Annotated in this window: 23 protein-coding genes and 2 pseudogenes; 17 read left to right on the forward strand and 8 right to left on the reverse strand. The window is 69.1% G+C overall.

Annotated elements, in window-relative coordinates; genetic code table 11:
* The first annotated feature begins 37 nt into the window (after nt 1–37).
* Nucleotides 38–679: a fasciclin domain-containing protein gene (locus FXF65_RS38035; RefSeq protein ID WP_148355067.1), complete on the forward strand. Its 642-nt coding sequence runs from the start codon at nt 38–40 to the stop codon at nt 677–679.
* Nucleotides 680–953: 274 nt separating this feature from the next.
* A pseudogene (locus FXF65_RS38040) lies at nt 954–1669 on the forward strand (IS110 family transposase); the annotation flags it as partial.
* Between the two features lie 26 nt (nt 1670–1695).
* Here FXF65_RS38040 and tgmC read toward each other — a convergent pair.
* From tgmC to FXF65_RS38060, 4 genes are all read right to left on the reverse strand, one after another.
* Nucleotides 1696–2973, reverse strand: a complete 1278-nt coding sequence (gene tgmC / locus FXF65_RS38045; protein ID WP_148355069.1) for an ATP-grasp peptide maturase system methyltransferase — start codon at nt 2971–2973, stop codon at nt 1696–1698.
* Between the two features lie 5 nt (nt 2974–2978).
* The gene (locus FXF65_RS38050) at nt 2979–3155 is read right to left on the reverse strand and encodes a hypothetical protein (protein ID WP_222868958.1); all 177 of its coding nucleotides are present in this window, start codon (nt 3153–3155) and stop codon (nt 2979–2981) included.
* The gene (locus FXF65_RS38055) at nt 3139–3549 is read right to left on the reverse strand and encodes a protein-L-isoaspartate O-methyltransferase family protein (RefSeq protein ID WP_148355072.1); all 411 of its coding nucleotides are present in this window, start codon (nt 3547–3549) and stop codon (nt 3139–3141) included. Before FXF65_RS38055 ends, FXF65_RS38050 begins: the two co-directional genes overlap by 17 nt.
* A gap of 146 nt (nt 3550–3695) precedes the next feature.
* Nucleotides 3696–4250 (reverse strand): GNAT family N-acetyltransferase, encoded by a 555-nt coding sequence (locus tag FXF65_RS38060; protein ID WP_148355074.1) that lies wholly within the window; start codon nt 4248–4250, stop codon nt 3696–3698.
* Between the two features lie 117 nt (nt 4251–4367).
* Between FXF65_RS38060 and FXF65_RS38065 the strand changes: the two genes are divergently transcribed.
* The 11 genes from FXF65_RS38065 to FXF65_RS38110 all read left to right on the forward strand — a co-directional run bounded on the left by FXF65_RS38065 (nt 4368) and on the right by FXF65_RS38110 (nt 13730).
* Complete coding sequence (locus FXF65_RS38065; RefSeq protein WP_148355076.1) at nt 4368–5552, forward strand: helix-turn-helix domain-containing protein; 1185 nt, start codon at nt 4368–4370, stop codon at nt 5550–5552.
* 134 nt (nt 5553–5686) lie between these two features.
* Entirely contained in the window at nt 5687–6115 is a 429-nt protein-coding gene (locus FXF65_RS38070) for a hypothetical protein (RefSeq protein ID WP_148355078.1), read from the forward strand.
* Nucleotides 6116–6201: 86 nt separating this feature from the next.
* Entirely contained in the window at nt 6202–6417 is a 216-nt protein-coding gene (locus FXF65_RS44220; protein ID WP_187412743.1) for a hypothetical protein, read from the forward strand.
* Entirely contained in the window at nt 6414–7289 is an 876-nt protein-coding gene (locus FXF65_RS38075) for an SAM-dependent methyltransferase (protein WP_187412744.1), read from the forward strand. The genes FXF65_RS44220 and FXF65_RS38075 overlap by 4 nt, the downstream gene beginning before the upstream one ends.
* Nucleotides 7276–8091 carry an SAM-dependent methyltransferase gene (locus tag FXF65_RS38080; RefSeq protein WP_246199363.1) on the forward strand — a complete coding sequence of 272 codons (816 nt, stop codon included), beginning with the start codon at nt 7276–7278 and terminating at the stop codon, nt 8089–8091. Before FXF65_RS38075 ends, FXF65_RS38080 begins: the two co-directional genes overlap by 14 nt.
* Before the next feature lie 76 nt (nt 8092–8167).
* On the forward strand, nt 8168–9115 hold the full coding sequence (locus FXF65_RS38085; RefSeq protein WP_148355081.1) for an endonuclease/exonuclease/phosphatase family protein: 948 nt from the start codon (nt 8168–8170) through the stop codon (nt 9113–9115).
* Nucleotides 9112–9651, forward strand: coding sequence for an HAD family hydrolase (locus FXF65_RS38090; RefSeq protein ID WP_148355083.1), 540 nt, complete (start codon nt 9112–9114; stop codon nt 9649–9651). Before FXF65_RS38085 ends, FXF65_RS38090 begins: the two co-directional genes overlap by 4 nt.
* Nucleotides 9644–10462 (forward strand): exonuclease/endonuclease/phosphatase family protein, encoded by an 819-nt coding sequence (locus FXF65_RS38095; protein WP_148355085.1) that lies wholly within the window; start codon nt 9644–9646, stop codon nt 10460–10462. Before FXF65_RS38090 ends, FXF65_RS38095 begins: the two co-directional genes overlap by 8 nt.
* 66 nt (nt 10463–10528) lie before the next feature.
* A complete protein-coding gene (locus tag FXF65_RS38100; RefSeq protein ID WP_148355087.1) occupies nt 10529–11515 on the forward strand; it encodes a hypothetical protein in 987 nt (328 codons plus the stop codon).
* Complete coding sequence (locus FXF65_RS38105) at nt 11512–12261, forward strand: hypothetical protein (protein ID WP_148355089.1); 750 nt, start codon at nt 11512–11514, stop codon at nt 12259–12261. Before FXF65_RS38100 ends, FXF65_RS38105 begins: the two co-directional genes overlap by 4 nt.
* A 74-nt stretch (nt 12262–12335) precedes the next feature.
* Nucleotides 12336–13730, forward strand: coding sequence for a hypothetical protein (locus FXF65_RS38110; protein WP_148355091.1), 1395 nt, complete (start codon nt 12336–12338; stop codon nt 13728–13730).
* 150 nt (nt 13731–13880) lie between these two features.
* On the opposite strand, the gene FXF65_RS38115 is transcribed toward FXF65_RS38110, so the two are convergent.
* Both FXF65_RS38115 and FXF65_RS38120 read right to left on the reverse strand, forming a co-directional pair.
* Complete coding sequence (locus FXF65_RS38115; RefSeq protein WP_148355093.1) at nt 13881–14321, reverse strand: hypothetical protein; 441 nt, start codon at nt 14319–14321, stop codon at nt 13881–13883.
* A gap of 12 nt (nt 14322–14333) precedes the next feature.
* On the reverse strand, nt 14334–16817 hold the full coding sequence (locus tag FXF65_RS38120; protein ID WP_148355095.1) for a tetratricopeptide repeat protein: 2484 nt from the start codon (nt 16815–16817) through the stop codon (nt 14334–14336).
* A 93-nt stretch (nt 16818–16910) separates the two neighbouring features.
* Here FXF65_RS38120 and FXF65_RS46345 point away from each other — a divergent pair.
* Nucleotides 16911–17330: pseudogene (locus tag FXF65_RS46345) on the forward strand (glycosyltransferase); the annotation flags it as partial.
* On the forward strand, nt 17320–18144 hold the full coding sequence (locus FXF65_RS38130; protein WP_148355099.1) for a glycosyltransferase: 825 nt from the start codon (nt 17320–17322) through the stop codon (nt 18142–18144). The pseudogene FXF65_RS46345 and the gene FXF65_RS38130, both read left to right, overlap by 11 nt.
* On the opposite strand, the gene FXF65_RS38135 is transcribed toward FXF65_RS38130, so the two are convergent.
* Nucleotides 18138–18542, reverse strand: coding sequence for a hypothetical protein (locus tag FXF65_RS38135; RefSeq protein ID WP_148355101.1), 405 nt, complete (start codon nt 18540–18542; stop codon nt 18138–18140). The genes FXF65_RS38130 and FXF65_RS38135 overlap by 7 nt on opposite strands.
* Nucleotides 18543–18793: 251 nt before the next feature.
* On the opposite strand from FXF65_RS38135, the gene FXF65_RS38140 reads away from it, so the two are divergent.
* Nucleotides 18794–19180 (forward strand): hypothetical protein, encoded by a 387-nt coding sequence (locus FXF65_RS38140; RefSeq protein WP_148355103.1) that lies wholly within the window; start codon nt 18794–18796, stop codon nt 19178–19180.
* 65 nt (nt 19181–19245) lie between these two features.
* Here the strand turns inward: FXF65_RS38140 and FXF65_RS38145 are convergent, their stop codons facing one another.
* Complete coding sequence (locus tag FXF65_RS38145) at nt 19246–19497, reverse strand: hypothetical protein (protein WP_148355105.1); 252 nt, start codon at nt 19495–19497, stop codon at nt 19246–19248.
* Here FXF65_RS38145 and FXF65_RS38150 point away from each other — a divergent pair.
* Nucleotides 19478–20038, forward strand: a complete 561-nt coding sequence (locus FXF65_RS38150; protein WP_148355106.1) for a hypothetical protein — start codon at nt 19478–19480, stop codon at nt 20036–20038. The two genes, FXF65_RS38145 and FXF65_RS38150, sit on opposite strands and share 20 nt — an antisense overlap.
* Nucleotides 20039–20040 lie beyond the last annotated feature (2 nt).

Genomic DNA, 20040 nt, shown 5'->3' on the forward strand with positions numbered 1-20040 from the left:
CGAAACCGACAGTTCACCTATCCCGAAGGAACCCATCATGAAGTGCACCCGAATCGCCCTCGGCGTCCTGTCCGCGGCGGCCCTGACCGCCGGGCTCGCAGCCTGCTCCGGCGCAGACGACGACAACGGCTCCAGCACCGCGTCCGCCGGGACGTCCGCTCCCGCCCCGTCCAGCACCGGAGCCGCGGCGCCCGCGACGGACAAGCCGTTCGGCCCGGCGTGCTCGGCCGTCCCCGCGTCCGGCAAGGGCAGCTTCAGCGGCATGTCCACCGACCCCGTCGCGACCGCCGCGTCCAACAACCCGGTGCTGTCCACACTGGTCAGCGCAGTCAAGCAGGCCGGGCTCGTCGACACGCTCAACTCCGCCCAGAACCTCACCGTGTTCGCGCCGACCAACGACGCGTTCAAGAAGATCCCCAAGGGCACGCTCGACAAGGTGATGGCCGACAAGGAGACGCTGAAGAGCATCCTGACCTACCACGTCGTCGGCCAGAAGATCACGCCGGACGGACTTTCGGCCGGCAGCTTCAAGACCTTGCAGAGCGCCGCCCTGACCACCAGCGGTTCGGGCGACTCCTACACGGTCGGCACCGACAAGGCGAACGTGGTCTGCGGCAACGTCCAGACCGCCAACGCCACCGTCTACATCATCGACTCGGTCCTGATGCCGCCCAAGTGACGCCCCGTCACCGTTTTCACGTCCCCGCCCACACCGGGCGGGGAGTCAGGTCACCCGGCCCGGCATGACTCAAGCCCCTGTCGTAGGCATGATCCGGGGGGTGTTGTCACCGGGTTCGGGTGGCGTCGGTGGACCGCTCATAGGGACAAGGCGCCGTCTGTGACGAGGAAGATCGTCTCGCCGTAACGTGGATGCCGGGCACCGCGGCCAGACCGCCGACCTGGCATAACCCCCTGATCGAGGTAGACGTGAGCATCGAGTACGCGGCGGTGTTTTGGGCTTGGACGTCGGCAAGGGCGAGTACCACGCGTGCGGGCTGAACACCGCTGGCAAGAAGCTCCACGACAAGGCGTTGCCCAACGACGAGCAGCGACTCCGTGCTCTGTTCACCGAGCTCGGCAAGCGCGGCCCAGTCCTGGTCGTGGTCGACCAGCCGGCCTCGATCGGGGCGCTGCCGGTCGCGGCCGTTCGCGCTGAGGGCTGCCAGGTCGCCTACCTGCCCGGCCTGACGATGCGGCGGCTGGCCGACGTTCACCCCGGCAACGCCAAGACCGACGCGCGCGACGCCTACGTCATCGCCGACGCAGCTCGCACTCTGCCGCACACGTTGCGGCGGGTCGACGTCGGTGACGACGCGATGGCCGAGCTGGAGGTGCTGGTCGGGTTCGACGACGACCTGGCGGCCGAGTCGACCAGGCTGACCAACCGGATCCGCGGCCTACTCGTCACCATCCACCCCGCCCTGGAGCGGGCGATCGGCCCAAGCTGCACCACCCGGCCGCGTTGGACCTGCTCATCCAGCACGGCGGCCCGGACGGTCTACGCGCCACCGCCACCGACCAGCTCCTGGCCACCGCCCGTCCTCTCGCACCGCGCATGGCCGGACGGCTCGTTGAGGCGATCAAGACCGCGCTGGACGCCCAGACCGTGATCGTTCCCGATACCACCGCGGCCGCGACCCTCCTGCCGCACCTGGCCCGTTCGCTGCGCTCCGCCAGAGGGACATTGCCAGTGGGCTAGTGGTAGCTGGTTCGGGTTGGGGCAGGTTCGGTCACGGGCAGGAGGAAATCCAGATCGTTTGAGCCCACATGGGTGATGGACTGCCGTCCGGGCTGGACGTGCATACGGAATGTCTCGGGACCCGGCCGTCCGGCCCGGTCCCAGGTGTCCCACGCGGTCTCCACCGCGTCCCACAGTCGCAGGGGCCCGGCCTGCCGGACCGTGTAGCCGTCGCCGCCGGAGGTGAGGGTGGCGGCCGACCCGGTGGTGATGTCGATCAGGTGCATGGTGTCGCCGTCGGGGCTGGTGAGCTGCTGGGTGTTGGGGGCGGCGAGTTGGGCGAGGAACCGGCCGAAGAACGCCTCGTCGGTCGCCTCGTCCAGGCGTCCAGGCGCGTAGCGGGCCGGGCGGCCTGGGGCACTGCGGGTGAGGGCGTCCCAGTCGGCAGGGTTCCCAGGTGCGGGCCGTTCTTGAGCGCGGGCGGCCATGAACGAGATGGTGCCGGGCAGCAGCGGCCCCTCGGCGGTGCCGTCCACGGCGGTGGTGAGCAGAACCCGGGCGGAGCCGTACACCCAGCCGGACAAGGTCGCCAGGATCTTGCCGCCGGGCCGGGTCTGCGCGAGCCAGGAGACAGGGACGGCCCGGAGCGAGCAGGCGGCGACGATGCGGTCGTAAGGGGCGTGGGGCCAGTACCCGTACAAGCCGTCGGCGACCGCCAGGTTTACGGCGTATCCGATGCCGTACAGCGCGTTCGCGGCTTGGTGAAGGCGTCGATCGTCGACCTCGATCGAGGTGATCTCGCCGTAGTCGCCGAGCCGCTCGCAGGCCAGGGCGGTGGAGTAGCCAGTACCGGTGCCGATCTCCAGCACCTTGTGCCCCTCCTCAAGGTCGGCGTCCAGCCACATCCGCAGCACCAGCGACGGCAGCGTGGAAGAGGAGGTCGGGCCGCCGCCAGCGCGCGGGGCCGGATCGTCCCAGTCGGGCTCCTCGGCATCGAACTGGGTGATCAGCGTGGTGTCGGTATAGGCGCTGGCAAGCCACCGCTCGCGGTCGATCTGCTCGGTGACCGGCTCCCACACGGGCAGGCCCTGCTCGTCACGCCGGCCGGTGGAGGCGTAAAAGCCGGGCACGAACCGGTGCCGCGGCACCGTCTCGACCGCGCGCCGCCATCGGGAATCAGCCAGCAGCCCATGGTCGGCGAGATGCCGGGCGAGGGCGCGGCGCAGCGGTTCGGCCGCGGCATCCACATCCAGGCCGGCGTCATCCAGGCCGGCGTCGTGGTCAGTGCTGGTCATGGGTGTCATCCTGCCTGCAATACTGCGGCGAAGGCGTCGGCGATGGCGTCAGAGTCCGGCAGGAATCCCCACTGGCCGACAGCGTTGCACTCGATCCAGACGAGTTGTCCGGTGCGCCGTTCGACGCCCGGCTCGCCATGGCGGACCCACCACTCGAACGCGTCCTCAAGCTCGTCCCACAATCGCCGCTCGCCGTACTGGGTTACCATGCACACGGTCGTAGGGCGCGCTGTCCGGGAGGCCCTTCTGGCCATCTCCCACGATCACGCGGGGCGCGAACCCGGCCTTGGCGAGGTTGGCCTCGGCCTGCTCGGCGATGCCGGCGTCGACCTCGATCGTGGTGACGTTCTTCTCGCCGACGCGCGCCGAGAGAACTGCGGCCGTGTACCCGGTCCCCGCCCCGATCTCCAGGACGCGGTCGTGGTCGCGCGGCGCCAGCAGATCCAGGCATTGAAAGGCGATACCAGGCGCGGAGATCGAGCTTGAGGCCATCCCGTCCGAAATCTGCAAGGGGTTGCCACGGCCGTCTTCGCGCTGGGTGATGATCGAAGCGTCGGAGTCCCCCACCCGGAACATCTGTCCTCTGGACTCGCCGTCCAGCGAATGCGCAATTAGGTCTAACTTTGGAGTATCCAATTGTGAGGCTCCTTCGGCGCGTGATCTCGTCGTTCCTTCATCTATCTGATGTCAAGGATCAGCAGTTGCCTACCGAATTGTGATTATCAGTTCCGCTCAGGGCGCCATTCATGCTCAAGGATGGAATGGATCACCGAGTCCCGCCACGCGCCGCGTACGCGGATGTGGCCGCGGATCCGGCCCTCTTCGACCATCCCGAGCCGGGTCATCACCCGCGCCGAGGTCGCGTTGTCGGGACTGCGCGCGCCCCAAAGCCGGTGCAGGCCCAGCTCCTCGAAGCCGAGCCGCAGCAGCAGCCGGACGGTTTCCGACCCCATGCCGTGGCCCCACCGGTCAGCGCGCAGCGCGAAGCCGAGCTGGCCGCTGGACTGGCCGGGATGCTGGGCATCGACGGCGAGCCGGGCGAACCCGATCACCTCGCCACCGGCCACAGCGGCGAGTGAGTACTCGCGGCGCGGGTCCTGCTCCGCGGCCTCGATCACACCAGTCAGTGTCTTGGCCACCTGCTCGCGGGTGCGCGGCTCGAAGGACAGGTGCTCAACCACCACCGGGTCGCCGTACACCGCCAAGATCGCGTCGACGTCGTCAGCCGTGAACTCGCGCAGGCCCACGCCGTCCCCTGCGATCGACAAGGGATACATGGGCAGGAGGCTAGCGGCCAGAGTTCCGGCGGTGTTCTTCTCAGCGAACACCGGTTAAATGCGCGGGCCCCGCGCCTAGCCTGGGAGCTGTCGAGACAACCCAGGAAGGACGGGGCCATGCCCGAGTCTACAAGCATCGGCACTCAGCTTCAGAAGCTCCGAAAAGAGCGCGGACTCACTCAGGAGCAACTTGCGGAAGCAGCCGAATTGTCCGTCGACGTGATCGGCAAGCTGGAGCAGGGCCGCCGAGCAACGGCGCGCATGACCACGCTTGCAAAGCTGGCCGTCAGCCTCGACGTCGAGATCTCCGCGCTCATCGACAAGCGGGACCGGCTCGGCTCCGACCGTGACGGCGGCAGCGTCCTCGCCCTGCGTGACGTGCTCACCTCCCCGTCGCTGCTGCCTGGCATGGATGCCGACGACGACGGCGAACCGACGCCGATCCACCAACTCGAACGCGCTGTCGACCAGGCGTCGACGCAGTACTGGGCGGGGAACTTTGGCGCCCTGCTCGCCACGCTACCCGGCCTGATCGGCGAGGCACGCGTTACCCACTCGGCGCTCGGTGCTCCCGCTGTGCAGTGCCTCGCCCAGACCTACGAGGTGGCCAGCTCTCTGCTGACGCAGATCGGCCGGACCGACCTGGGCGTCATCGCTGCCGAACGCGCTGTCGCTACCGCCTACCAGAGCGAGAATCCGCTGTTGTGGGCGTGGATGCAATCCGTCTACTCGTGGGTGCTGCTCCATCAGGACCGTTACACCGATGCTGAGAACCTGCTGGTGAAGGTGGCCGAGAAGATCGAGCCGGGGTTCCGTGGCAGCGACCAGGAGGTCGCCGTATGGGGGACGCTGCTGACAACGGCGGTCGCTCCGACGGTCGCGCAGGACCGCGATCCCGGCGAGTACCTGCGGCTGGCGGGGGCGGCGGCCGAGCGGATCGGGCGGCGAGTGCCGCTCTATCGACAGTCGTTCAGCCCGGCGAAGGTCGCGATGCAGGCGGGCTACGGCTACGCCATCCTCAAGCAGCCCGGGAAGGTCCTGGAAGCGTCGAAGAAGATCCGGCCGGGCGACCTGGAGGGCATCTCGTGGGGCGCGCACCTGATGGACGTGGCCCAGGCGCACCTGGACGCGGGGCACCGGCGGAAGGCGTCCCAGACGTTGCTGGCTGCGCGCGAGGTGAGCGAGGTGTGGTTCCGGCATCAGCGGATCGCGCGGTCGGTGACGGCCGAGATCCGCGAGCATGAGCGTCGTCTGAGCCCGGAGACCCGCACCCTGGTGAAGGCTCTGGCCCTCGACGACTAGGACGCCCTGTCCTAGTGGGATGGGCGGTCCTGAGTTCGGTAGGACGCCACGTCCGGGTGTGGCCGAATACGGACATGCGGATCCGGACGCCTCGCCGGTGGTACTAGTCGCTACGCGACGTAACGCTGTGTCGCATGCCACAAGCGCAGACCTCCGGCGGGCTGAGCGCGCCACTACCCATCGGGCCCGCTGTCCCTCTGGATGCCTCTGCCCTGCCGCTGAGGGCTCTTGCCCGCCGTCTCGAACAGCGCGGCTGGGGATACGAGCTCGTCGCCGACGGGGACGACACGCTGCTGCGGCTCCGGCCGCCGGGTGTCGACGTCGAGTCAGGCCGCCACGTGGACCTTGTGATCCGCGATCGCGGTCACGGACCGTACTTCGCCTACGCCGCCGCCCCGCGGAGGCCGATCGCCCCGGTCGATGACCTCGACCGTGCGGTCCACGCGCTGGAACTCGTGCACGGCACCAAGCCGCCTCCCGCCCCGCCAGCCCTCAAGAGCCTGGCCAGAGCGGCCGCCGACCTGAGCGAACGGGACGGCGCGACCGACCCCGCCCTCCCCTGACTGCGGCGGCGGGGAGACGGTCCTCACCGGATCCTCGCCACCGTCAGACCACTCCCGCAATCGGAATCGCCACCAGGGAATTCGTCATGACCGCTACGACCGTCCCCGCCGCCGAGCGGTGGAAAGCATGGCTGAGGAAAGCGCATCCGCACTGGAGCATCGTCGAAACGGACAGGCACCGCTGGTGGGCCTTTCTCGACATGGACCAGCGCGGGAAGGACGCAGTCCCCGTCCGGACCACCGACGTGAACGCCGACACGCCCCTGGAGTTGCACGACCTGCTCGTGAAGGTCGAGTCGTGACCACGCCCGATCTCCCAGACGATTTCCCGCCTGGTCTCGCCTTGGACTTCGGTCAGGTGTCACGAGCCGGCGTCTACAACGATCTTCTCGGCGGCAAGAGCGCGACGGCCGCCGACCGGGAGACTGCCCAGGCGATCACCGCGGCCTCGCCGGACGCACCGGCGGTGGCGCGCGAGAACTTCCGCTTCGCCGGTCGCGCCGCATCGTGGGCCGTCCGCCGATTCGGTATCCGGCAGGTCTTCGACATCGGTGTCGGAATCGTGGACGATGTGCCGCTGGACTCGGTGGAGAGCTGCGTCCGCGCCGTCGCCCCCGACGCCACGGTGCTCGCCTTCGACAACGACCCCGTCGTCCTTGTCCATGCGCGGGCGCTCCGCCGCGGGTACGGCGGTGTGCTCCGCGGGGACGTCCGCGACCTCGACACGATCTTCCAGAACCCCGGCCTGGCCCATCCCGATCTGGTCGGCCGCATCGACCTGAGCCAGCCTGCGGTCGTCGTCTTAGCCGCCGTCCTGCATTTCGTCGAGGACCCGGCCGCCGTGATGGCGGGGCTGCGGGAGCGTCTTGCTCCCGGCAGTGTCGCCATCGTCTCGCACGCGACCACCTCGCACACCGGCGAGGACCGCGTCGGCGCGATGACGGCGGCGTACGAGCGCGGCGCCAGCTCGATCGTCTTCCGGCCCGAGGAGGAGATAGCGGCCCTCGCGGACGGGTGGGAGATCGTGCGTCCGCCCGGCCTGGTCCCCGTGCAGGGCTGGTCGGTCGACGGCACCTATCACGGCGAGCCGTACGAGACGGTCCGCGTCGTCGGCATGGCCGCCGTTCTCCCCGGAGCCTCCGCGACGGTGGAGGTGGCGCGTGGCGTGGGATGAGGCGCCCGCCGTCTCCAGCACCGACAAGATCAACACGGGAGTGCCGAACTCCGCTCGGATGTGGGAGCACTGGCAGGGCGGCAAGGAGACCTATGCGGTGGACCGCGAGGCCGGGGACAAGGTCGCTGAGATCTTGCCGGAGATGCTCCAGGCGGTCCTCCACCATCGGGCGTTCCTCGACCGAGCCGTCCGGTACCTGGCCGCTGATGCGGGGATCGGGCAATTCCTCGACGTCGGCGTGGGCCTGCCCACCCTCGACAACACCCACGAGATCGCGCAGCGCGTCACACCCGACGCCCGCGTCGTCTACATCGATGACGACGCCCTGGTCCTGTCCCACGCCCGTGCCCTCCTCCCAAGCCGCCCGGAAGGGGTCTGCGAGGTCGTCGACGCCGACGCCCGCGACGTCCACATCGTCCTGCGCGAGGCCGCGCGGACGCTCGACTTCGCCCGCCCGGTCGGACTGCTGCTGCTGGACGTCCTGAACTACATCGTCGACGACGCCGAAGCACGAGGGACGGTGAAAGGGCTGGTCGCTGCGCTGGCACCGGGCAGCCACGTCGTGATCGCCCACCCGACCGCCGAGCTGGACGGCGACCGGGTGCACCAGGCCATGCGGGCCGTGATGGAAATGGGCGGGGCCCCCGTGACCGCCCGCACCCTGCAGCAGATCGAGGGTTTCTTCGAGGGCCTGGAGCTGCTGGACCCCGGTGTCGTGTCCTGCTCGCACTGGCGGCCCGAACCGTGGCCGCGGCCCCGAGCGCCTGTCCTCCAGCTCTGCGGCGTCGCCCGCAAGACCTAGCGCGCGCCTTCGCTGCCGCTGCCGCGATTCCTTGACCACCGATGACTCCCCCGATGCCTCCCCGGAAACGAGCACGATGACCCGCTCTCCCCTGCCCGCGGCCGTTCCCGCGGCCGCCGACGACACCCTCCGGATCGCCTCGGTCAACTGGCACTACGGCGGGCTCGATGACGACGGGTCGGACGTGCGCTGGCGCCAGACCGTTGATGTGCTCGGCGAGGTCGGCGCGCAGGTGGTGTTGTGCCAGGAGTTCGGGGTGGCGCAACCGGCGCTGCGGCAGTCCCGGCACGTGCAGCGCACCGCCAACGCCCTCGGCTCGGAGGCGGTGCTGGGCCCGGTGCCTCCCGGTGCCCGCTCGGCCCTGCACACCGCGATCCTGGTCGACACGCGCACCACCGGGGTGAGCATCGAGGCCGAGGTCCCCTACACCCACACGCGGTTCGGTGGAACCCAGCACGAATCTTGGTGCGGCGTTCAGCTCCGCCTCCCCGGCCTGGAGGACCTGGACCAGGACCTGGATTGCTACAGCGTGCATCTTCCGGCGCGTTCGGCGGTGGAGCAGCTCTCCCAAGCCCAGACGCTCGCCGCCCTGCTCACCGCCCCCGAGCGGCTCGTCCTGGTCGGGGGCGACTTCAACGGCTACCCGCGCGGCGGCCCGGCCGTCACCGCCGATGAATTGGAGCGCCTGCCGCCGCACCTGCGCGTGACCCGGTGCCGGGAAGGCGCGGACGGCGCTCTCGAAGCCAACTACGACGTCGATGATGTGTTCGGCCGAGCCGGGCTTTTCGACCTGGCCTTCAGCCTGCCCGCCGAACTGCGCAACCCGCCCGAGTTGCGGGCGACCGGCCGCGGCGGGGCCCGCGTCGACCGGCTCTACGCCTCGCCGGAGGTGGCCGGGGCCGCCACCGGTTACTGGCAGGTGCGCGTCGGTAGCGACCACGACGCGGTGGTCTTCGACGTCAACCTGGCCGCCCTTCGCCGGATCGTCTCCTCGCGCGCAGGGATGCGGGAAGGCGGGCGATGACCGCGCGTCGGGCCCAGTGGCATGCCCGCGGGTACGGCGGCCCCATCACCCACGTCGCCCTGGACTACGGCCTCACGCTGACCAGCAGCCTCGACCCCGTCGACCTGATGACGGGCATGCGGCCGGTCACCCCCCAGGCCAAGGCCGCCGTCCGGGCGCTGGACGAGGTCGGCGTCACCCTGGCGCTGGTCTCCGAAACCGGGCCCGGCCGTGACCGGCGCCCCGCCCTCCGCGCCGCCGGACTCGACGCCCTCTTCGAGGGCCGGGTCTACCTCTCTCACGAGCTGGGCCTGACCAAGGCCAGCCGCCTGTTCTACCGGCACGTGCTGGACGACCTCGGAATCCAGCCTGGCGAGCTGCTGGTCTGCGGCAACAACCTGCGCACCGACGTCGCTGTCCCAGCACGTCTACGCATCCGCGCCGTCCTGCTCGGGTCTCAAACGGCCCGCTACAAACTGCCCCCGAACACGACCTTGATCACCCGTATCGGCGACCTACCCGACCTGCTCACCGGAAAGCGAACCCTTCATGCCTGACGAGCCCACCACCCTCCGCGTCGCCACCTACAACCTGCACGCCGGGGGCCTGGACGGCGACGACCCCGAGCACTTCAGCCGCGACGACTCCCGCCTCCGCCGACAGGTCGAGCTGCTCGCCTCGCTCAACCTGGACCTCATCGGGCTGCAAGACGCCTCCTGGGGCATGTTCGGTGACAACCGCCTGGACAACGTGGCCGCCGACCTCGGGATGTCCTGGAGGTTCCTGGGCCGCTCCAACTTCTACGGTTGCAACCTCGCCACGCTGATCCGCAGGGGCGACAAGATCAGCGTCGGGGACAGGGACGTCACCCACCTGACCGGGCCGCCGTTCGCCCACGGCCTCACCCATGTCACCCTCACCATCGCCGGGCATCCCCGCCCCGTGCATGTGTTGGTCGGGCACTGCGCCCCCTCCAGCGCCACCATCCGGCTGGCCGAAGCCGAAACGGCCACGGCCCACCGGCACGACGACCTGATCTACCTCGCCGACTTCAACGCGGCCGCCGTGGACGACGACCCCGACACCACCGGGATCGACAACGCCACGGCTGGGAGCAAGCTCGACAAACGCCCCGCCGAGACGCTCGCCGCCGCCGGATTCCACGACGTCGGCCACATCGTCGGCGACCCCACCCCGACCACGGGGCACCGCGCCCCGAACCAGGACGACGGCGCGCTCGCGCTCCGCAGCGACCGGATCTACACGACGCTGCCCACCAAGACGATCACCGGGTACGGCGTCGAACTCGGCGGCGACGCGCTGTCCGACCACCGGATCGTCTGGGCCGAATTCACCCTCGGCGGATAGCCCCCGGCCGCGTCCCCGGCCAGCCGCGTCCCCGTCCATCTACCTCACACGAAAGCCCCCTTACCGATGACCCGATCTCCTCTCTGGCGCGGTGCCGCGGCGTTAGCCGTCCTGTTCGGCCCGCACGCGGCCACCGCCCTGTACGCCGCCGCGGAACTGGCCGGAGCCGACCTCGCCGGGCCCGGCCTTGCGGCCTCGGTCAACGTCTCGGCGCTCAGCCTCACCGCCACCGGGATCTGGCTGCTGGTTCGCGCTCGCCACCCGGTAAACGATCGTGTGGCCTGGCCTGCGATTGGGGGCGCGGCCGCGCTCGCCGTCGCCGGGGCCGTGCTGCTGCCGCTGACCGGCCAGGCCACCGACACCGTCGCGACGGTGCTGCTGGCCGCGGCGGGTGCGTGGCTGTGCGCCGGACTCGCCGCCGACGCCGGAGCGCCGCTGTGGCGTGGCCGCCTGGCCGGTGAGATCGCCCGGCGCTGGGACACCGACGCGGTCGCGGCCTGCGCCGTCGTGCTGGCCGGGCACACGGTGGCGATGTTGTTGGACGACTGGGTCACCCGACTGGGCCCGGCCGTGACCGACCAAGCCCAGCAGGCCGACCCGACCGGCCTGCACAACCCGGTCCTGTTCGCCGCCCAAGCCCTGGCCGCCGGGGTGCGGGAAGAGATCCCGCTGCTCGCGCTGCCCGCCGCACTGATGATGGCCGCACGCCGCCCGGCCTGGCAGATCCTCGCCGTAGTGTGCGTCCTGCGAGTGATCCCACACGCCTACCTCGGCACCCCGGCCCTCACCTCCGCGGTGTTCGCCGCGACGGCCTGGTGGACGTATAGGGCCACCCGCCGCATCGGCCCGGTCATCATCGGCCACACCCTGTTCAACGCCATCGCCCTGTTCGGCGGCCCAGCAGGAAACGCCGCACTGCTCGCTACACCCGCGATCGCCGGACTGTTCCTGGCAGACGCCCCCAACGCCACCCCCACATGGCTCCGCAAGCGACTCCGGCGCAAGTCCTCCCGCAGTGATCGTCCCGTCAAGGTGAAAGGGCCCGCGCTATGACCCACACCGGTCCGCTCCCCCAGCCCGGCCCGGACGCCCGGCCACCGTGCGACCGGCCCGTCCCGCCGTTGGGCACCACGGCCCTGGACGACCAGCAGGCGCGGCGCCTGCTGGCCCCGGCCATGGACGATCCCTCGCAAGTGTGGGCCTACGCCTGCGCCGCGCCCGAGCCCGGAGCCGAGCCCGTCGACGAGATCCTGCTCACCGAACTCGGCGGTGACGACGAACTCGGCAGTGACCAAAAACTCGGTGTGGTGTGGGTTCGCTCCCCCGACTCCTTCACCGGCGCCGCCGGGCACCTGCTCGGCGGAACCGGACGCGACGACACGATGCTGCTGCGGCGCTGGGAGGACCTGGTGTTCAAGCTGGCCGACCTTGTCGACTCCCACGCCCGCCGCATCCAATCCCCCACCGACTGGCCCGCCCGGTTCACCGAGATGCAGGCCGCCTTCCTGCGGTGGACGGCCTGCTACGGCGTGACCGCCGCCCTGCACAGCTCCGCAAGAGACGACATCCGCGACACCCTCCGCGCCCACCCAGACGGCGGACTCCCCCACGACCTGGGCGACCTGACCGCCGACGGCGCCGCCCAAATCGCCGACGACTACGAGCACGGGCCCGCCGCAGTGATTCCGCCCGGCTGGACCGTGGAGGGATGGGACCACACCCGGCCCCGCACCCACCCCATCCTTTCCAGCCTCCGCCCCGACCTGCCCCACCCGCCGCGCGGGGGAGCCGCTCGATGACTCCACACGACCCTTTCCGCTTCGACCCGTTCGCAGTCACCGATCCCCCCTCGCAGATCGATCGCCTATACCGCATGCGCGACGCCGCCCACCACTACGTGCAGTTTTGGGGCGACATGCTGTATGCGCAGGAGCAGGGGCACACGGGACGGCTCACCGCACCACCGCACATCACCGCCCTGCCCGCCGATCAGCAGACCCAGGCGCTGGTGGTCGATGAAGCCGCCCGCCTCGCCGACGCGCACCTGTACGCTCTGGACGAGGCGGCCACCACCGCCGCCCTCACCCTCGGCACCGACATGCTCACCCACGCCCACGCCCACGCTGCCGCCGACACCTCCACCGCGCCCACCGACAGGGCCGCACCGAGCAGCCGGGCGTGGGCCTGGGCGGCCAAGCCGCCCGTCCAGGCCGGGCTCCTACGGTGGGCCAGCGAGGTCGGTTACGACCGCAAGGGAGTGCCGCTGATCGCCTGCCACTGGGGCCCTGCTCCCGATGGGACGTGGCTGTACTGGTGGTGCGACCAGCGCATCGCCATCCCCTCCACATCGGCCTCTTCCGCCCGCCATCACGAGGGGCTCCTGCGAAGGCTAGGGCCGCTGGGCTTCAGCAAGATCGCCACGATCCTCGCCCCCCACCCAGACGCCGTCCCGCCCGTCGCCCTGCCCGACGTCGCGCCCGCGGATGACCTCGACCCCGAACTTCTGGCGTTAACGGCAACAGTCCTGGCCTCGTGGGCACTGCTGACCGCCCCCGGCGCCGCTCACCTGTTCACCCGCGAACCGGACGAGAGCGAGACCGGTTGCGGCCCCGACCAGAGCAAGACCGTCCGCACCCCCCTCAACAAGCTCAAGCCGCGTCCCGCGACCCTCGCCACCGGCCCCATCGACACACACCTCATCCAGCACCTGTCCACCACTCCCCCAGCGGCACTCGTCCGCAAAAGAACGCCCTCGCCCCAAGAGCAGGCCGCCTGGAAACAAACCGACGAAGACCACTCCGCCAAGGACCAGGCTGCCAAGGAGCGAACCCGCGCCATGCTGAGCGCCCTGGACGCCCTAGCCAACCAGGCCCAGCACACGATGAAGATCCTGGCCGACGGCGCTGCCAGCGACGCGCCCCTGAGCGGGCTCGCCGAGGCGCTGGAGTCGCTGACGGACACGATCGATCTGCTCCTACCGACAGTTTCGGCGGTGAACAACCGTGCGGCGCACCTCCATCGGGAACTGATCGACCAGGGCGGCGAAGAGGCAGCAAAGCACGTGGACTCGGGACTGGTGAGCCTCGGCATCGGACGCGACTCGCTAGAGGCCGTCCATCACCTACTCGCGCTCGGGCGCCGCGAACTGGTCCTCGCCCTCGACTGTGAGGACAAGGAGCGAACACCACATCCCGGCCCGGTGACTCTGGCCACCGAGGCACTTGACACCGCCTGGACCGAACGGTTGAACGGAGAGGGACGATCGTGACCTGTGAGCAGGCATCGCAAGGTCACCCGTGCGTGCGCAGCGGCGGGTCGCGGGCGGCCCCGTCCCGTTCAGAGCGGTTCCGGTGGATCGCCGGAGGAAGACGCGCTCGAATAGCCCTCGTGACCGCTTGCGCCGCGGTTTGGTTGGCGGCTAGGCCCCAGGGTTAGCCGTATCCCCGATGTGGAGGTCGCGGCCTGCCACGTAGGTGCCTGATTGATGGAGGTCATTGGCAGCCACGGCACCAGAATCGGTGATCTGGAGTTGGCGGATTTCGGCTTGGTCGACCTGTTCGAGGAGTTGTTCCAGGTGGGCGGCGAAGTCGGGGTCGGATGCGAGGAGTTCGGCGAGAGCGTTTTGCAGGGCGGTCCGTCGACCTTCGCTGTCGGGTTGGGCCTCGGCACCGTCAAGAACGGCTTCTTCGTAAGGAGCGCCGGTCACCCGGCTACGGATCGCCCGATAGAGCTCAACGATGTGCTGGGAGGCGCTGTCTGAGGCGGCTTCGCCGAGGCGGGCCAGACCTCCACCGGCCATCTGGCCGAGGTAGGGGACAAGCGCACCGACCGCGGCGGCGGCAAGGGTGACTGGTTCCATGATGCTTCCTCATCAGGGTCGGTTGAGGCCGAGGCGGGTGAATATCGCTTCGGCTGCGGCGGCGTGGCCCGTGGCCGGATCGATCTCGGCGAGGCCGAGCAGCGCGAGCGCCTCACCGTACGGGTCGGCGGCCCGGCGCAGGAAGGCCAACGCGTCCTCATAGGAGCGTGCCGCCGCCCGGTCGTCTCCGCAGCGGCGTTCTAGATCGGCGCGTTCCCGAAGCGCGTTTCCCTGGCCTAGGAGGCTGCCGACAACCTCGAAATGACCGATCGCTTCCTCCAGCAACGCGGGATCGCGCTGGACATGCCCCTGCCACAGCAGGGAGGTGCCGAGGCCGTCCTCTTCAGGAACGTCCATGGCGGCAAAGATGCGCTGCGCCTCCTGCAAAGCCTCAACGTCCTGGCCCGCCGCACCCAGATGCGCCAGCGCCCAGCCCTGGCCGTAGAGATCGCCGATCTCGGTGAACAGCGCCAAGGCTTGCCTATTGTGCTCGATCGCCTCACTGATCCGGCCGTACTGGCGCAGAATCCGACCCAGATGGTTATGAGCCCATGCCTGGCCTTGCCGGTGTTCGATGCGCTGGAAGATGCGCAACGCCTCACGATGATGGTGCTCGGCGTCCTCATAGCGCCATTGCGCGCCTCGCACTGAGCACAGGTTGTTGTGCGTCCAGGCTTGGGCCGCTTGGTCTCCCACGTCGTGGAGCAGGCTGATCGCGCGGGTGAGGGTGGCGTCCGCACCGTCCAGGTCACGGCGCCAGAATTGGACGTGCCCCAACGTGCGCAGGACCAGGCCCTCGCCATGGGGGTCGGCAACTGCACGGAAGATCTCGGCCGCCTGGTTCAGGCAGCGCTCAGCCTCGTCGTAGCGGTGGGTCTCGCGGTACAGCGTGCCCAGGTGCGACAGCACATCGGCACACTGCACCTCCGCAGCGGAGACAGGTCGCAGCAGAGCCAGTGCCGCCACGCTCTCCTCGATCGCTTCGGTCAGCCGCCGATTCTGGCGCAGCGGCCACGAGCGCATGTGCCGCGCAACGCCAAGTGCCACGGGGTCGGCGAGGTTGGACGCCGACTCGATCGCCAGTTCCGCGCCTTCCAGCCAATCCGACCAGTCCCCCCGGATTTCGAAGTAACCCGCCAGGTGGGAGACGACACGCCAGGGAACATCGTCACGCCCGGTGGCGGCGGCCTGCCGTGCAAGGGCCATCAAGACCCGGTGCTCGGTGTCGAGTTCGCGCAGCGCCACCTCGTATGCGGCATCGTCGGCCGTACGCCGACCATCGACACCGATATTGCGGCCCCAGTGAGTGACAGTGTCAACAGCCCAGGCCAAGGCGCGGTCTAGAGCCGCCTCCTGTTCAACGTTGCTCTCCTCAGCCTCGGCTCTTTCCTGCGCGAAGACCTTGACCAGATCGTGGAAACGGCCACGGTCCTGGTCAACTGGTTCGATCAGGTGAGTGTTGAGCAGTTCAGCGAGTGTGTCCTCCCCTGCCGCGGTGCCGTCGACGGCCACCGCCAATGCGGTCCCGAAGTCCGGAACCGCGATCAGGCTCAACAGCCGGAAGTGCCGGGCAGCTTGCGGGCTGAGTTCCTGATGGCTGATCGAGAAACTCGTCCGCAGGTCCAGGTGGTCGGTCTTGAGCAGATCCAGCCGTTTCGCAGCGAGACGATCAGCGAATCTACTCAATGGCAGCCGCTTGTTCGCCGGCTTGGTGAGCTGAGCCCCGGCCATGTGCAGGGCCAACGGCAGCCCTCCGCATAGTTGGACGATCCTGCCCGCCGCGTCCGGCTCCGCGGCGACACGATCCGCGCCGATGCGCGTCTCCAACAAGGCGCGGGCCTCGTCATCGGGCATGCTCCCCAGATCCATCTCCCGAATACCCTCCAACTCGGAGAAGCTTCGCCGGGATGTCATGAGTACCCCGCAGTCGGGACGGTTAGGCAACAACTCCATGACCTGCCTGACCGACGTCACACTGTCGAGCAGAAGCAACGTCGGTTTGCGCAGCTCAGCGTGGAAGACTTCGATGCGGCCAGGGAGGCTTTCAGGAATCCGGTTCTCGGGAAGGCCGAGTTGCAGCAGCAGCCGAAACAGGGCCTCCGAAGCATCCAGCTCCGGCAGGCCCGCTTGACTCAACTCCAAGAACAGCTGCCCACCGGGATAGCCTGAGGCTACGTCCTGCGCCACCTGAATCGCCAGCGAGGTCTTCCCGCACCCCGGCCCGTTGAGCACGTTCACCAATGGAAACGGGTTGCGCTGGTAATCCAGTAGGTCGCGCAGATTCTCGCGTTGCCTGGTCCGACCAATGAACGTCGTCAGCCCGCGGCGTAACCCAGTGGCCGGGCCTCTGGACCGCGGACCGTCACCCTGATGGTAGTGAATGCTCATCGTGCCGATGTGAGTATCACGGCCCGCGACGAACTGCCCGTCCTGGTGAAAGTCGCGGCCCGCTGACGCACCGGAACCGGACTCGTTCGGATCTACCGGGTTCGCCATGGCACGAGTCTCGGCGATCGCCTCACGCCTTGTCTACGCGATCCGCTCGGGACGGCCGCGCCTCCTGAGTCCAGGGTGGGCGATACTGCCTGCATGCCCGATTTCCCGCTCAGCATCGCCCAGGTATCGGAGCATGCCAGCCCGCTCGCCGAGGACATCGGCAGCACCGACGCGGGGGGCCAGAACATCTACGTCCGTGAACTCTCCCTGACGTTGGCCGCCAAGGGCCACCACGTCACGGTGTTCACCCGGCGCACCTCCGCGCATCAACCCGCACGCGTTCGCATGGCTCCCGGTGTCCAGGTGATCCATGTCCCCGCCGGCCCGGCTCGGCAACTCCCCAAGGAAGACCTGGCACCGCTGATGGGCGACTTCGGTGATCAACTCGCCCTGCATTGGCAGGAAGAACCACCCGACCTGGTTCACGCGCACTACTGGATGAGCGGCATCGCAGCTCTCGCCGGAACACGCCGCACCGCGATCCCCGTCGTCACCACATTCCATGCCCTGGGACTGGAACGGATCGCCCACCATCCCGCCCCCCACAAGAACGATCAACGAGAGAGAGAGAGAGAGAGAGAGAGTCGGATCCGAACGCACCGTTGGTCAGGTCACCGACGCCGTCGTCGCCCTCACCTCCGAAGAGGTCGCCTACCTCACCGGCCCGAACGGCATCCCGCACAGCAAGATCACGACAGTTCCGGTGGGAGTGAACCTAGACCACTTCACACCCCAAGGTGACGCCTTCTCCCGTAATGACCGCCTCCGCGTGGTGACCATCGGACGCCTGGTCCCGCGCAAAGGCGTGAACACGGTCATCGAAGGCTTCGCGGAAATTGCCGAAGCATTCAATGCCGAACTGCTCATCGCGGGTGGCCCCGCCCGAGACGCCCTGTCCGCCGACCCCACCGTGCGGCACCTGCGTGACCTCGCCCGACACCACGAAGTCGCCAACAGAATCGAATTCCTCGGACGCATACCCCACCAACGCGTCCCGGGGCTCCTACGCTCCGCCGATATCTTCGTCTGTGCGCCACACTACGAACCCTTCGGCACCGCCGCGCTCGAAGCCGCAGCCTGTGGTATCCCTGTCATCGCAACCGCGGTCGGCGGCCTCCAACAGCATGTTCAACACGGGCGAACGGGAATACTCACCCCACCGGCCGACCCCGATGCCCTCGCCTCCGCCCTGAGCACCCTCCTCAGCAACTCCCGCACACGCAGCAACATGGGAACAGCCGGGGCCACCAACGCCCACCGCTACTCCTGGCCCGCCGTCACCGACCAGATCCTCACCGCCTACCGGTCCCTACTTGAACCTCAATAGGGTGCTGCTTCCACGTGCCAGGCAGGTCCAGCACGACCGCAGGTGAGGGCAATGAAGTAGCCATGGCCACCGTAGGTCGTGTAGGTGACACACTCTCGCTCGAACGAAGGAAATCTCTTTCCCTCGAGTGAGTTCCTCATTTGACACCAACGCCTGCCGATGGTGGATGCGGCAATAGAAGCCTTCCGCGCCGGCTGGTCATGCACGCTCCGGTGTGCTCTTCTGGATGGCCCCTCGGGGCATATCAAGTGGGCCTCGAGCGAAATGCCGTCAGAGAGCAGGTAGCGTGCCTGTCCGGCGACGAGCCCGGCGGAGGTATGCATGCCGAGTGCATCATGGAGACTCTTCAGGAAGTCGGATTCCAGCTCGTCATCGACATCAAGGCTCTGGATGAACAATGCACCAGTTTCTCAACGCGATATTGCGCGCTACCGCGGCGCCCTTCAACGTGAGATGTGGGTGCCGACAAACTCGTGGGTCTGACAGGCGTGTGGAGTCCTGCACAAAGGGTGGAGGGTGTCGTGGCTCTGGAGTTCATCGGTGGGGGTGGTTGTGACCGCGAGAAAAGCAGCGGCGTCGGGCCAAGCGGCTGGCGCAGCGGGCCGAGCGGTTCGAGCGGTTCGAGCGGTTCGAGCGGCATGCGGCGCTGGTGAACCGGCGTGCCGGTGATCGGCGGTTCGTGCAGCAGGCGACCGATGCGCAGGGGCGGGGCACGGTGATGCCCGGCCAGGGGCCGCAGGTCGCTGATGCGCTCCGGCAGCAGGAGGAGTTGTTCCGCGCCAAGTTCGGCCGCCAGATGGGGCCGGGGGATCCGGTGTTCTTCGACCCCGACGCCGACGAGCCGGTCCCACTCGACGAGGGCACGATGCTGGCCGAGATCCGCCGGGCGGCCGAGCGGATGCCCGACCCGCGGATGCGGGCGTACCTGCTGGCGTTCGCCGAGTGCGGCTACATGGTGACCGAGGCCAACCAGCACACCTTCTCCGCGCACCAGATCGAGGCGTTCACCGGCGCGGTCGAGCGGCACGCGCGCTGACCCGGCCTGACCGACCCCGGCCTGACCGACCCCGGCCTGGCCGAGCCGCCTCACCTGTTTCGCGCCTACTCGGTCTGTCCCTGTGGTGGGGTGTCGGGCGTGCCCTGTGCGGCCAAGGTGGCCTCCACCTCCTCTGCCGAGAGACTGTGCTGCGCCGCTGGAGGACGGGGGGCGGGTTCGAACCCGGCGGCGGCGAAGGCCTCCTCGATCTCCGCCTCGGTCGGACCCGCCGCGCCGGTGTCGAGGAACCGCAGGTCCGGCGACAGCTCCGGCACGGCCAGGCACGAGGTGTACCGGGTGACCGACCGCGCCGACAACGCCCTCGGCCAGACCTACCGGTTCATCCTGGACCCGGGCGAGGACCCGCTGATCCGCGAGCTGCTCCTGGACGCCGAGGGCAAGGCCGCCGACCTGGTCCGCATGTACCGCGAGTGCTTCCAGGCCGAGCCGACACCCGCCCACCACGCGCTGCGCCGTCTCCGGGACGCCGGGCACCTCATCGGCCCGATCATCACCCACAACTTCGACGCGCTCCCCGCCCGAGTCAGCTTGGACGAGGCGTTCGTCCGGTGGTACGACCAGAAGATCCCACCCGTACCGACGCCACAGCAGGCCCGCGCCCTGCTGGTCATCGGCCTGCACGCCGACCGGCGCGCCGTCCAGGCCCGCGCCAGGGAACGCGGCCTGAAGATCTTCTACGTCGATCCCGAGGGCCTGATCGAGAACGGCGAATTCCGGTCCTACCCGATTGAGGGTGCGAGGAAAGGCGACATCGTGGTGAAGAGCGCGGCGGTTCCCGCGCTGACCCGGCTGCTGCGCCTGCTCAATCTCCAGGAGAACCCTCCCCGCCCAGCGTGATG

Source organism: Actinomadura syzygii (assembly GCF_008085905.1).
In the GTDB taxonomy this organism is placed as follows: domain Bacteria; phylum Actinomycetota; class Actinomycetes; order Streptosporangiales; family Streptosporangiaceae; genus Spirillospora; species Spirillospora syzygii.